Origin of the sequence: Mycobacterium saskatchewanense, assembly GCF_010729105.1 — a bacterium.
Lineage (GTDB): Bacteria > Actinomycetota > Actinomycetes > Mycobacteriales > Mycobacteriaceae > Mycobacterium > Mycobacterium saskatchewanense.
This window is the reverse complement of record NZ_AP022573.1, coordinates 3,053,250-3,066,067: the sequence shown is the minus strand read 5'-3', so window position 1 is coordinate 3,066,067 and position 12,818 is coordinate 3,053,250. Positions and strand designations below refer to the sequence as shown.

General features: G+C 66.9%; 13 protein-coding genes. 8 read left to right on the top strand and 5 right to left on the bottom strand.

From position 1 onward, the window contains the following. Positions 1 to 224: 224 nt before the first annotated feature. Genes G6N56_RS14340 through G6N56_RS14330 form a run of 3 tightly spaced genes read right to left on the bottom strand, consistent with a single transcriptional unit; the run spans position 225 to position 2,264 of the window. A complete protein-coding gene (locus tag G6N56_RS14340) occupies positions 225 to 671 on the bottom strand; it encodes a nitroreductase family deazaflavin-dependent oxidoreductase (protein WP_085255344.1) in 447 nt (148 codons plus the stop codon). An 8-nt stretch (positions 672 to 679) separates the two neighbouring features. Beyond that, positions 680 to 1,066, bottom strand: a complete 387-nt coding sequence (locus G6N56_RS14335) for a DUF8021 domain-containing protein (RefSeq protein ID WP_085255345.1) — start codon at positions 1,064 to 1,066, stop codon at positions 680 to 682. A 22-nt stretch (positions 1,067 to 1,088) separates the two neighbouring features. Beyond that, entirely contained in the window at positions 1,089 to 2,264 is a 1,176-nt protein-coding gene (locus G6N56_RS14330; RefSeq protein ID WP_085255346.1) for a steroid 3-ketoacyl-CoA thiolase, read from the bottom strand. Positions 2,265 to 2,385: 121 nt separating this feature from the next. Here G6N56_RS14330 and G6N56_RS14325 point away from each other — a divergent pair, with 121 nt between their 5' ends. The 7 genes from G6N56_RS14325 (at position 2,386) to G6N56_RS14295 (ending at position 9,292) form a co-directional block, all read left to right on the top strand. Then, positions 2,386 to 3,627 (top strand): cytochrome P450, encoded by a 1,242-nt coding sequence (locus tag G6N56_RS14325; protein WP_085255347.1) that lies wholly within the window; start codon positions 2,386 to 2,388, stop codon positions 3,625 to 3,627. A gap of 7 nt (positions 3,628 to 3,634) precedes the next feature. Then, positions 3,635 to 4,660: an acyl-CoA dehydrogenase family protein gene (locus tag G6N56_RS14320; protein WP_085255348.1), complete on the top strand. Its 1,026-nt coding sequence runs from the start codon at positions 3,635 to 3,637 to the stop codon at positions 4,658 to 4,660. After that, a complete protein-coding gene (fadE29, locus tag G6N56_RS14315) occupies positions 4,651 to 5,814 on the top strand; it encodes an acyl-CoA dehydrogenase FadE29 (protein WP_085255349.1) in 1,164 nt (387 codons plus the stop codon). The genes G6N56_RS14320 and fadE29 overlap by 10 nt, the downstream gene beginning before the upstream one ends. Beyond that, positions 5,811 to 6,770, top strand: a complete 960-nt coding sequence (locus G6N56_RS14310; protein ID WP_085255350.1) for a bifunctional MaoC family dehydratase N-terminal/OB-fold nucleic acid binding domain-containing protein — start codon at positions 5,811 to 5,813, stop codon at positions 6,768 to 6,770. The genes fadE29 and G6N56_RS14310 overlap by 4 nt, the downstream gene beginning before the upstream one ends. Then, positions 6,767 to 7,168 (top strand): MaoC family dehydratase, encoded by a 402-nt coding sequence (locus G6N56_RS14305; protein ID WP_085255351.1) that lies wholly within the window; start codon positions 6,767 to 6,769, stop codon positions 7,166 to 7,168. The genes G6N56_RS14310 and G6N56_RS14305 overlap by 4 nt, the downstream gene beginning before the upstream one ends. Next, a complete protein-coding gene (locus G6N56_RS14300; RefSeq protein WP_085255352.1) occupies positions 7,168 to 8,337 on the top strand; it encodes a 17-hydroxy-3-oxo-4-pregnene-20-carboxyl-CoA lyase in 1,170 nt (389 codons plus the stop codon). Before G6N56_RS14305 ends, G6N56_RS14300 begins: the two co-directional genes overlap by 1 nt. 109 nt (positions 8,338 to 8,446) lie before the next feature. After that, positions 8,447 to 9,292: a type IV toxin-antitoxin system AbiEi family antitoxin gene (locus G6N56_RS14295; RefSeq protein ID WP_085255353.1), complete on the top strand. Its 846-nt coding sequence runs from the start codon at positions 8,447 to 8,449 to the stop codon at positions 9,290 to 9,292. Between the two features lie 61 nt (positions 9,293 to 9,353). On the opposite strand, the gene G6N56_RS14290 is transcribed toward G6N56_RS14295, so the two are convergent. Further along, entirely contained in the window at positions 9,354 to 10,214 is an 861-nt protein-coding gene (locus G6N56_RS14290; RefSeq protein WP_085255354.1) for a MaoC family dehydratase, read from the bottom strand. Position 10,215: 1 nt separating this feature from the next. Beyond that, on the bottom strand, positions 10,216 to 11,898 hold the full coding sequence (gene kstD / locus G6N56_RS14285) for a 3-oxosteroid 1-dehydrogenase (RefSeq protein ID WP_085255414.1): 1,683 nt from the start codon (positions 11,896 to 11,898) through the stop codon (positions 10,216 to 10,218). 72 nt (positions 11,899 to 11,970) lie between these two features. On the opposite strand from kstD, the gene G6N56_RS14280 reads away from it, so the two are divergent. After that, entirely contained in the window at positions 11,971 to 12,756 is a 786-nt protein-coding gene (locus tag G6N56_RS14280) for a 2-keto-4-pentenoate hydratase (protein WP_085255355.1), read from the top strand. Positions 12,757 to 12,818 lie beyond the last annotated feature (62 nt).

Below are 12,818 nucleotides of genomic sequence, written 5' to 3'. Positions count from 1 at the left end.
CATGCGCTGCCGGCGGGTACGGCAACGCCCTCGTTATTGACGAAATCGTCACACACGACGAGATGATCAGTCAAGGCATCGGACGAGGAGGGCGCGTCGACGCAGAGCCCGGTGCCAGCTACGTGCTCGCGGGATTCGTCCCGGGCATGCCGCACCGCAACGCGGCGATTGACACGCCATGGCCCGTCGGCTCGCGGGGCACCGCGTCGAGGCGCCGGGAGACCTTAGGGGTCGCAGATGATGACCGGTATGACCCGCTCGGTCCACGACTGGTAGTCGTCGAACGAGGGATACATGGCCACCAATTTCGGCCAGTACTGCGCGCGCTCTTCGGCCGTGGCATCGCGGGCCTGCAAATGCAGAACCTCGTCTTTAATCTGCACGGACACTTTCGGATTCGCCTTGAGGTTCAGGTACCACAGCGGGTGCTTGTCGCGGCCGCCCTGGGACGCCACCAGGATCACGCGGTTGCCCTCGCGCAGGTAGAGCAGCGGACTCACGCGGGGCTGGCCGGTTTTGCGGCCGGTGGTTGTCAGCAGCGCGACCGGGCTCTTCTGGAAAGTGCCACCCCACCTGCCCTTGCTGACGCGATACATCCAGGTGTTGGCGCGCGACATCCATTTGATGAAGAAGCCGGTCATGGGCGAGTTGAGCGATTTCGGCTTTTCCATCACGTTCCTTAGCGCTGGACGAAGGGTCGGAAGCGGACATCGATGTGGTGAATTTCGGCTTTGCCGCTTGCGCTTTCGGCGGGGATGCGGAACGTCTCGTTGACCCGGGCGGCCACGCGGCGCCCGACGAACGCCACCTTGGTCACCAGGTCGTACGCCGCGTGCACCTCGTCGCCCGCGATGCGGTAGTTCGGTGGCGCCGCGTCGGCGATGATCCGGTACTGCGGACCGCGCTGCAGGCTGCGCCGCAGGTGCTTTCCGGAGAAGCCGTTCTTGATCCCCTGCTCGACGCGGGTGCAGCGCGCGGCAAACGGAACGGCACGTCCGTCGTGGCTGACCAGGGCGTCAATGTACGCCTGCGCCGCGGCGACCCGGCTCTCGTCAGTGACCAGCACTCGGAAGCGAAGCGACGACGAGCTAGATGCGCTCGATGATGGTGCCGGTGGACAACGCACCGCCGGCACACATGGTGATCAGCGCGGTCGTCTGGTCGGTGCGCTCCAGCTCGTGCAGCGCCGTGGTGATGAGCCGGCTGCCGGTGGAGCCCACCGGGTGGCCAAGTGCGATGGCGCCGCCGTTGACGTTCACCTTGTCCATGTCGGGATTGTGCACCCGAGCCCAGGACAGCACGACCGACGCGAAAGCCTCGTTGATTTCAGTGATGTCGATGTCGCCCATCTTCATGCCGGCCTTTTCCAGCACCTTCGCCGTCGACTGCACCGGGCCGTCCAGGTGGTAGTAGGGCTCGGCCCCGACCAGCGCCTGACTGACGATGCGCGCGCGCGGCCGCAGCCCGAGCGCCCTGGCCTTGTCCTCGTCCATCCAGAGCACGGCCGCCGCGCCGTCGGAGATCTGCGATGACGTTCCCGCCGTGTGGATTCCGCCCTCGATGACGGGCTTCAGCGAGCTCAGGCCCGACAGTGTGGTGTCGCGCAGGCCCTGGTCGCGGGAGATGGTCACGCGCTCCGACGTCGGCTGCTTGTTCTCGTCCAGCGCCGGCGCCTCGATCGGCGAGATCTCGCGGTCGAACCGGCCTTCGTCCCAGGCCTGCTTGGCCTTGGCCTGCGATCCGAAGCCGAACTCGTCGATGTCGTCGCGGGTGATCCCGCGGCGCTTGGCGATCCGCTCGGCGGCGGTGAACTGGTCGGGCAGGTCGATGTCCCACGAGGCGGGCCGCAGAATACTGCGGTCCGGACCGGCGTTGGCGCCCAATCCGACGCGGCTCATGGCCTCGATGCCGCAGGCGATGCCGATGTCGATCGCGCCCGCGGCGATCAGGCCGGCGATCAACCCGTTGGCCTGCTGCCCGCTACCGCACTGGCAGTCCACGGTCATGGCGCCGACGTGCTCCGGCAGCCCGGCGACGAGCCAGCTGACCCGGGTGATGTTGTTGGACTGCTCGCCGAACTGCGTCACGCAGCCGCCAATGACCTGCTCGACGTCTCCTGCTTGGAATCCAGACGAGATGGCCGCCTTCTCCACCAGCGCCCTCTGCACCGCGCCCAACAGCTCGGTAGCGTGCAGCCCTGAGAGCCATCCATTGCGCTTCCCGATCGGGCTGCGAGTGGCTTCGACGATTACCGGGTTACCCATTCCGTCAGGCTAGAACACGTTTCATTAGTCTGACAAGCGACGATGGTGACCTGCCTTTTATCTGCGCAGGAGCCGTGTTTTACTGGCACTAGAACACGTTGCAATTGAGGAGCGCACCTACATGGCACCCCCCAACATTCCCGCTGACTTCGACTTCCTGGACCCGGACGTCAACCTCGCCGGATTGCCCGTCGCGGAACTCGCCGAGTTGCGCAAGGCGGAGCCGATCCACTGGGTGGACATTCCTGGCGGCGCGGGCGGGTTCGAGGACCACGGATATTGGCTCGTCACCAAGCACGCCGACGTCAAGGAGGTGTCGAAGCGCAGCGACATCTTCTCCAGCTGGATGAACGGGGCCATCCCCACGTGGCCGCCGGAGATGAAGCGCGAGCAGGTCGAACTGCAGCGCAGCGTCATGCTCAACATGGACGCACCGCACCACACCCGGTTGCGCAAGATCATCTCCCGGGGATTCACGCCGCGCGCCATCGGGCGGCTGGAAGCCGAACTGGCCCAGCGCGCCCAGAACATCGCCAAGACCGCGGCGACGGAGGGGAGCGGCGACTTCGTCGAGCAGGTGTCGTGCGAGCTGCCGCTGCAGGCCATCGCCGGGCTGCTCGGCGTTCCGCAGGAGGACCGCGACAAGCTCTTCCGCTGGTCCAACGAGATGACCGGTGGCACCGACCCCGAGTACGCCGACGTCGACCCCGCGCAGTCGTCGATGGAACTGATCATGTACGCCATGAAGATGGCCGAGGAGCGGGGCAAAAACCCCACCGACGATATCGTCACCACGCTTATCCAGGCCGACATCGACGGCGAGAAGCTCTCCGATGACGAGTTCGGTTTCTTTGTGGTGATGCTCGCCGTGGCCGGCAACGAGACCACCCGCAACTCGATCACCCACGGCATGATCGCGATGGCCGACAACCCCGATCAGTGGGAGCTGTTCAAGAGGGAGCGCCCGTCGACCACCGCCGACGAGATCATCCGCTGGGCCACCCCGGTATCCGCCTTCCAGCGCACCGCCAACGAGGACACCGAGCTGGGCGGCGTGCGGATCAAGAAGGGGCAGCGGGTGGTGATGTCCTACCGGTCGGCCAACTTCGACGAAGAGGTCTTCGACGACCCGCACACCTTCAACATCCTGCGCGACCCGAATCCCCACGTCGGTTTCGGCGGCACCGGCGCCCATTACTGCATCGGCGCGAACCTGGCCCGCATGACCATCAACCTGATCTTCAACGCGGTCGCCGACCACATGCCGGACCTCAAGCCCATCGGCGAGCCCGAGCGACTGCGGTCGGGCTGGCTCAACGGCATCAAGCACTGGCAGGTCGACTACACCGGCCAAACGCGGTGACGTCCTGATGGACTTCAGCCTCACTGCGACGCAGCAGGCCGTCGCCGACGTGGTGACATCGGTTCTGGACCGCGACCTTTCGTGGCCGGCCTTGGTCGACGGCGGCGTGACCGCGCTGCCGGTGCCGGAACGCCTCGGCGGCGACGGCGTGGGCCTTCCCGAGGTCGCGACCGTCCTGACCGAAGCGGGCCGCCGCGGCGCCATCACGCCGGCGCTGGCGACGCTCGGCCTTGGTGTGGTGCCGCTGGTCGATCTCGCCTCCGACGAGCAGCAGGATCGCTTTCTGGCCGGCGTCACCAAGGGCGGCCTGCTGACGGCCGCGCTCAACGAGCCCGGCGCCGCACTCCCGGACCGCCCCGCCACCACGCTGTCCGGTGGCCGGTTGTCCGGCACGAAAATCGGTGTTGCATATGCCGAGAACGCCGACTGGATGATCGTCACCGCCGACAACGCGGTCGTCGTGGTGTCGCCGAAGGCCGACGGGGTCCGGCTGGTCCGCACTCCGACGTCGAGTGGATCCGACGAATACACGGTCACTTTTGCCGACGTCGCGGTCGATGACGCCGACATCCTGACCGGTGCGACCGCGTACCGGGTCAACCAGCTGGCGCTGGCGATGATCGGCGCGTTCGCCGACGGACTCGTGGCCGGCGCGTTGCGGCTGACCGCCGACTACGTGGCCAACCGCAAGCAGTTCGGCAAGCCGCTGTCGACCTTCCAGACGGTTGCGGCACAGCTCTCCGAGGTCTACATCGCCTCGCGCACCATCGATTTGGTCGCGAAGGCGGTCGCCTGGCGGCTGGCCGAAGGCCGCGACGCCGACCCCCAAACTTTGCGGGACATCGACGTCCTGGGCTACTGGATCACGTCGCAGGCGCCGCCGGCGATGCAGATCTGCCACCACCTGCATGGCGGCATGGGCATGGACATCACCTATCCGATGCACCGGTACTACTCCACGATCAAAGACCTGTCCCGGTTGTTGGGCGGGCCGTCTCATCGCCTCGACCTCGTGGGAGCGCAATGTTCATAGATCTGACTCCTGAGCAGCGGCAGCTGCAGGCCGAGCTACGGGAGTACTTCGAGAACCTGATTTCGCCCGACGAGGCGAAAGCGATGGAGTCCGACCGCCACAACGAGGCCTATCGCGCGGTGATCCGGCGCATGGGCCAGGATGGCAAGCTCGGCGTCGGGTGGCCAAAAGAGTTCGGCGGCTTGGGTTTCGGCCCGATCGAGCAGTCGATCTTCGTCAACGAGGCGCACCGGGCCGACGTCCCGCTGCCCGCGGTGACGCTGCAGACGGTCGGCCCGACCCTGCAGCAGTTCGGCAGCGAGCTGCAGAAGAAGAAGTTCCTGCCGGCGATCCTCGCCGGCGAGGTGCACTTCGCGATCGGCTACACCGAGCCCGAGGCGGGCACCGACCTCGCGTCGCTGCGGACCACCGCCGTGCGCCAGGGCGACGAATACATCGTCAACGGGCAGAAGATCTTCACCACCGGCGCGCATGACGCGGACTACATCTGGCTGGCCTGCCGCACCGATCCGGAAGCCGTGAAACACAAGGGCATTTCGATCCTGATCGTCGACACGAAGGACCCCGGCTACTCCTGGACGCCGATCATCCTGTCCGACGGCGCCCACCACACCAACGCCACCTATTACAACGACGTGCGGGTGCCCGCCGACATGCTGGTCGGCGAGGAGAACGGCGGATGGCGGCTGATCACCACCCAGCTCAACAACGAGCGCGTCATGCTGGGCCCCGCCGGGCGGGTCGCCGGCATCTACGACCGCGTGCACGCGTGGGCGTCCAAGCCGGGGGCCGACGGCGTCACGCCGATCGACCACGAGGACGTCAAGCGTGCGCTCGGGGAAATCTACTCGATGTGGCGGATCAACGAGCTGCTCAACTGGCAGGTGGCCGCCGCCGGCGAGGACATCAACGTGGCCGACGCCGCGTCGACGAAAGTGTTTGGCACCGAACGCATCCAATACATCGGCCGACTCGCGGAGGAGATCGTCTTCAAGTACGGCAACCCGGCCGAGTCGGAGACCGCAGAGTTGATCAACTGGCTGGACTCGCAGACCAAGCGCAACCTGGTGATCACCTTCGGTGGGGGCGTCAACGAGGTCATGCGGGAGATGATCGCCGCCGCCGGCCTCAAGGTGCCGAGGGTGCCGCGATGACCGAAATCCAGGACGCCGTCGCGGAGATCAAAGCGGCTGGCGGGGCCAAGCCGCGGGCGGCCCGGGATCCGGTCAACCAGCCGACCATCAACAACTGGGTTGAAGCGCTCGGCGACCGCAACCCCATCTACGTGGACGAGGCCGCGGCCTGGGCCGCCGGTCATCCTGGGATTGTGGCCCCTCCGGCCATGATTCAGGTCTGGACGATGTTCGGCCTGGGCGGTGAGCGCCCCAAGGATGACCCGCTCGGGCCGATCATGCAGCTGTTGGACGACGCCGGCTACATCGGCGTCGTAGCCACCAATTGCGAGCAGACCTACCACCGTTACCTGCAGCCCGGCGAGCAGGTGAGCGTCACCTCGGAGATGGGCGACGTCGTCGGGCCCAAGCAGACGGCCCTGGGCGAGGGCTATTTCGTCAATCAGCACATCATCTGGCGCGTCGGTGACGAGGACGTCGCCGAGATGAATTGGCGGATCTTGAAGTTCAAGCCGCGGGAGTCCGCCGAGGCCTCATCGGTTCCGGCGGATCTCGATCCCGACGCCATGATGCGGCCCGCGTCCTCGCGCGACACGGCGTTCTTCTGGGAGGGTGTCAAGGCGCACGAGCTGCGCATTCAGCGGCGGCCGGACGGCAGTCTGCAGCATCCGCCGGTACCGGCGGTATGGCAGGACAAGGCCGCGCCGATCGACTACGTGGTGTCCAGCGGCAAGGGCGCCGTGTTCAGCTTTGTCGTGCACCACGCGCCGAAGGTTCCAGGCCGCACACTGCCTTTCGTCATCGCGCTGGTCGAGCTCGAGGAGGGCGTGCGGATGCTGGGCGAGCTGCGCGGGGTCGACCCCGCCCAGGTACAGATCGGCACGCCCGTTCGCGCCACCTACATCGACTTTCCTGCGGGTGATAGCGGCCCGGAATGGAGCCTCTACGCGTGGGAGCCTTTGGGAGACAAAGCATGAGCGCCCCGGCCGTCGAAGTGGGCACGACGCTGCCCGAGCTCAAGCTGTACGGGGACCCGACGTTCATCATCTCGACCGCGCTGGCCACCCGCGACTTCCAGGACGTGCACCACGACCGGGACAAGGCGCAGGCCAAGGGCTCCAAGGACATCTTCGTCAACATCCTGACCGACACCGGTCTGGTCGAGCGGTTCGTGACCGACTGGGCCGGGCCGTCTGCGCTGATCAAGTCGATCGGGCTGCGGCTAGGGGTGCCGTGGTATGCCTATGACACGGTGACGTTCACCGGTGAGGTGACCGCTGTGGACGACGGCCTCATCACCGTCAAGGTGTTCGGCCGCAACAGCCTTGGTGACCATGTCATTGCGACGGTGACCCTGCGGATGGGGGACTCCTGATGCTTTCTGGTAAAGCGGCGATCGTCGGCATCGGCGCGACTGACTTCTCGAAGGACTCCGGTCGCAGCGAGCTGCGGTTGGCGGCCGAGGCGGTGCTGGACGCGCTGGACGATGCCGGCCTTTCGCCGGCGGATGTCGACGGCCTGACCACCTTCACGATGGACACCAACAACGAGACCGCGGTGGCGCGTGCGGTCGGCATCGGCGACCTGAAGTTCTTTTCGCAGATCGGTTATGGTGGCGGCGCCGCGTGCGCGACCGTCCAGCAGGCGGCGATCGCCGTCGCCACCGGGGTGGCCGACGTGGTGGTGGCGTACCGGGCGTTCAACGAGCGGTCGGGCATGCGGTTCGGTCAGGTGCAGACCCGGCTGGCGGGAGACGCCCGCGCACAGGCCGATTCGACCGCGGCCGACAATTCCTTCTCCTACCCGCACGGGCTTTCGACCCCGGCGGCGCAGGTGGCCATGATCGCGCGGCGCTACATGCAGCTGTCCGGCGCCACCAGCCGCGACTTCGGGGTTATCTCGGTGGCCGATCGCAAACACGCCGCCAAAAACCCCAAGGCGTACTTCTACGAGAAGCCGATAACCATTGAGGATCACCAGAATTCGCGGTGGATCGCCGAGCCCCTGAGGTTGCTGGACTGCTGCCAGGAGACCGATGGCGCGGTTGCGATCGTGGTGACGTCGGCCGAGCGAGCGCGGGACCTCAAGCAGCGGCCGGCCGTCATCGAGGCGGCGTCGCAGGGATCGAGCCCCGACCAGTACACCATGGTCAGCTACTACCGGGCCGAGCTCGGCCTGCCGGAGATGGGCGTGGTGGGGCAGCAGCTGTGGCAGCAATCCGGACTGCAGCCGTCGGACGTCCAGACCGCGATTCTCTACGACCACTTCACGCCCTTCACGCTGATCCAGTTGGAGGAGTTGGGCTTCTGCGGCCGCGGCGAGGCGAAGGACTTCATCGCCGACGGGGCCATCGAGATAGGCGGGCGGCTGCCTATCAACACGCACGGCGGCCAGCTAGGCGAGGCGTACATCCACGGCATGAACGGCATCGCGGAGGGCGTGCGCCAGCTGCGCGGCACCTCAGTGAACCCGGTCCCCGACGTCGAGCATGTCCTCGTCACCGCGGGCACCGGTGTGCCCACGTCGGGCCTGATCCTCGGCTAGACGCTTTGCCGAGCGCCCGGCCAGCCGGGCGTTCGGACCCTGGGGCCCGGCTAGCCGGGCGCCCGACAGCTGAAGTGACGCCGCTGGTTTGGCATGCGACCCTGCGGCCATGGGCGAGCCTTTTGTCGGGAGCGAAGCCGTTGCCTGTGGACTGCTGACCAAAAGTCACTTGGAAACGCGCTACATTCGGCTGTTTCGGGGCGTCTACATCGATCGCGACGCCGAGGTCACCGCTGCGGTTCGTGCGAGGGCCGGGTGGTTATGGACACGCCGTCGTGGCGTCGTCGCGGGGTTCTCGGCGGCCGCGCTGCACGGAAGCAAATGGGTCGACGACCGAAGACCTGTGGAGCTGATCCACGACAACCACCATGTCGCGGCGGGGCTACAACTGCACAGGGAGCCTGTCCAGGCGGACGAAGTCGAACTGATCGACGGCGTTGCGGCGACGTCACCAACGAGGACAGCACTGGACCTCGGCTGTTGGTACCCGACGATGACCGCCGTGGCGGCGATGGACGCGTTGGCCGGAGCAACGGAAATCAAGGCCGCTGACGTCGAGCTGCTGACTCGCAGGTACTCGGGACGCCGAGGCATCGCGCGAGCGCGCCGGGCGGCGGACCTCTTCGACGCCGGAGCGCAGTCGCCGAAAGAGTCGTGGCTTCGAGTCGTGTTGATCGACGCCGGTCTGCCGCGGCCGCACACGCAGATTCAGGTGCTCGACGAGTTCGGCAGTGCCTTCGCCTACTTGGACATGGGATGGGAGGACGTGAAAGTCGCGGTGGAATACGACGGCGAGCAGCACCGCAGCGATCGCCGACAGTACACCTGGGATGTCCGGAGGCTGGAGAGGCTTGAGCGTCTGGGGTGGATCGTCATCAGGGTGGTCGCCGGCGACCGGCCGGCCGACATCATCGGACGAGTGCGCGCCGCTCGTGCTCGTCGTGTGCCCGCCTAGCTGGGCGCCCGAGGCCTGCGGCCCGGCTGGCCGGGCGCTCGGCCGCAGAGGGCAGAAAGCTCTAGGCCGGAACCAACTCGACGCCGCCGAGCACTACGGCGTTGTCTCGTGAAGGCGCGACAACGCTGGCCGATAGCCGCCCGTCTTCCTTCCAGATGTTGACCGCAAGCCTTTCACCCGGGAACGCAACACCCGCGAAACGGGCGCCGTACGCCGCGACCGCCGAAGCGTCGCCGTCCAGGACCGCGTCGGTGATCGCCTTGCAGGTCATCCCGAAGGTGCACAGGCCGTGCAGGATCGGCTGGGGAAAGCCTGCGGCTGCGGCGAATTCGGGATCGGAGTGCAGCGGGTTGCGGTCGCCGCAGAGCCGGTACAGCAGTGCCTGCTGCGGCAGGATCGGCATCGCCACCTCGAAATCGGGCGCCCGGTCGGGCGCCGCTTCCGACGATGACGGCCCGCGCTCACCACCGAACCCGCCTTCCCCACGGGCGTAGATCGATCGCTTCTGCGTCCACAGGTGCGCGCCGTCCGGCGTGGTTACCGTTGTTTCGCTCCAGATGACGGCGGCTTTGCCCTTGTCCCAGATGTCCGTGAACCGGGTGACGGCTCGCGCGGAACCCGACGGCGGCAGCGGCGCGGGCACTTCCACTCGCTCGCTGGCGTGCAGCACCTTGCTGAGCTCGATGTCGATGCCGGGGAACTTGACGGTTGGCGGCTTGGTGGCGTGGAAGGTGGCCGCGACGGTGGCGAACGTCGGCAGCACCTGGGGCGTCTCGTCCACGAGGTAGCGCAGTTCGCGAGGGCTCATCGGATCGGCGCCCGCGCCGAGGCCCAGATGGTAGAGCTGCACATCGCTACTGGACCAGGAGAATTCGATCGGGTCCAGCACGGCCTTCAGCGCGACGTCCACGTCGATCGGCATGTCAGTTGGCTCCAGCCAGGTGCAGGGCGGCCAGGTACCCGAAAGTCATCGCGGGTCCGATGGTTCCACCGGGGCCGGGATAGGTGTGTCCCATCACCGGCGCGCTGACATTGCCTGCGGCGTAGAGCCCTTCGATGATCGTGCCGTCGTCGCGTAGCGCGCGCCCGTGCACGTCGGTACGAATGCCGCCCTTGGTCCCGAGGTCACCGGGTACCATCTTGGCGGCGTAATACGGCGCGTGGGTGATCTCGCCCAAGTTGGGATTCGGCTTGTTGGTCGGGTCGCCGTAGTAACGGTCGTAGGCGCTTTCGCCCCGGTGAAAGTCCGAGTCGACGCCCGAGCGTGCGAACCCGTTGAAACGCTGCACGGTCGCGGCAAACTGGTCGGCGGGAAGGCCCGCCTTTTCGGCCAGCTGCTCGAGGGTGTCGGCCTGGACGATGACGCCCGACTCTAGCCATTTGCGCGGGATCCGTTGCCCCGGTTGGAGTCCGGCGAAGATGTAGCGATCCCGGTACTGCTGGTCGAACACCAGCCACGCCGGAATGTTTTCACCGGGTCCGGGCCCCTGGCCGTACTCCCCGCCGTACATGTGGTGGCACGCTTCGACGTACGGCATGGATTCGTTCATAAACCGCTGACCGGACATGTTGACGATGATCGACCCGGGCGAGTTGCGCTCCGACAACGCAAACCACGGTGCGCCGACCAGCGGCACGGTGGGGCCCCACCACGCGTCTTCCATCAAATCCAGTGCGGCGCCAAGCTTTTCACCAGCGATGATACCGTCGCCGGTGTTGGCCTTGGCGCCCACGGTCCACTCGGTGGTGATGGGTGCGCGCTGATACTTCACCCGCATCTGTTCGTTGTGTTCGAAACCGCCGCTAGCCAGGATGACGCCCCGCCGGGCCCGGATCAACCGCGGCTCGGCCGATTCGGATTCGGTGGTTTCGCGGACGTACACGCCCCGAACCACGCCGTCCTCGACGTAGAGGTCGGTGAGCGCGGTGTTGAGTACGACCGGGACTCCGGCTCGCTGCAGGCCGATGCGCAACGGGCCGATCAGGGCGCGGCCCATGCCGACGAGATTCTTGCCGGTGGCCTTGGCCCACATGGTGCGAGCACCCACCTTGAGGCTGCGCGCCAGACCGCGCGGGTGCCGCTTCAGCTGGTTGAGCCGCACGTAGTCCTGCTGCATCACAACGACGTTGAGCGGCACCTTGCCGTAGGCCGGTTCCAGGCCCGCCTCGTCGGGACCGAGCCTGCGGGCGTCGAACGGTTTCGGCTCGATCGACCGACCACCCGCGCGGCCGCCCGGGGCCTCGGGGTAGTAGTCGGCGTACTGCGGCACCCAGCACATCTTGAGCGGCGTGTGCTTGAGCACGAACGACAGCATCTCCGGGCCGCGGTCGAGGTAGGTGTCGATGCGCTCGGGCTCCACGATGTCGCCGACGATCCCGTGCAGGTAGGTCCGGGCAGCCTCCGGGGTGTCGCGCACGCCGGCGCGCTTGAGCACTTCGTTGTTCGGAATCCAGACGCCGCCGCCGGAGCGCGCGGTAGAGCCGCCGAAGTGGGCAGCCTTCTCGATGACTACTGTCGACAGACCCCGGTGGGCGGCGGTGAGGGCGGCGACCATGCCGGCTCCGCCGCTGCCAACCACGACGACGTCGTACTCCTTCGCTGTCATGTAGAACACGTTATAGAATTGCCCGGGTTGGGCGCTACCGGCCCGGTCACACTAACGAGGGGACTTCGGTAAATGCTCAGTGCCGCGATCCGCGACGAGCTGGCCGCCGACCTGGCGCAGGCCGAGCGCAGCCGCGAACCGATCGCTCCCCTGACGGGCGCGCACCCGGACATCGACGTCGTCGACGCCTACGAGATCCAGCTGATCAATATCCGTCAGCGGGTCGCCGAGGGGGCCCGGATCGTCGGCCACAAGGTGGGGCTGTCGTCGAAGGCCATGCAGCAGATGATGGGGGTCGACGAGCCGGACTACGGGCACCTGCTCGACGAGATGCAGGTGTTCGAGGACATCCCGGTCAAGGCGAGTCGGTACCTGTATCCCCGGGTCGAGGTCGAGGTCGGTTTCATCCTGGCCGAGGACCTGCCGGGGGCCGGCTGCACCGAGGATGACGTGCTCGCGGCCACCGAGGCGCTGGTGCCGTCGATCGAGCTCATCGATACGCGCATCACGGACTGGAAGATCGCGCTGTGCGACACCATTGCCGACAACGCGTCGTCGGCGGGTTTCGTGCTGGGCGAGGCCCGGGTTTCGCCCGACAAGCTGGACGTGAAAGCTATCGACGCGGTGTTGACGCGCAACGGCGAGGTCGTCGCCGACGGGCGCAGCGACGCGGTGCTGGGCAATCCGGTCACGGCGGTGGCGTGGTTGGCCCGCAAAGTGGAAAGCTTCGGGGTGCGGCTCCGAAAAGGTGATGTGGTACTTCCCGGGTCGTGCACGCGCGCGATCGATGCGCGCGCGGGAGATGAATTTCTCGCCGACTTCACGGGCCTGGGTTCGGTGCGGTTGTCGTTCGAGTAGGAAGGGAGCGATCGCCAGCGCGGCGAAGCCGGGCGCAGCGGGTCGCGACCAAACAGGAAGGG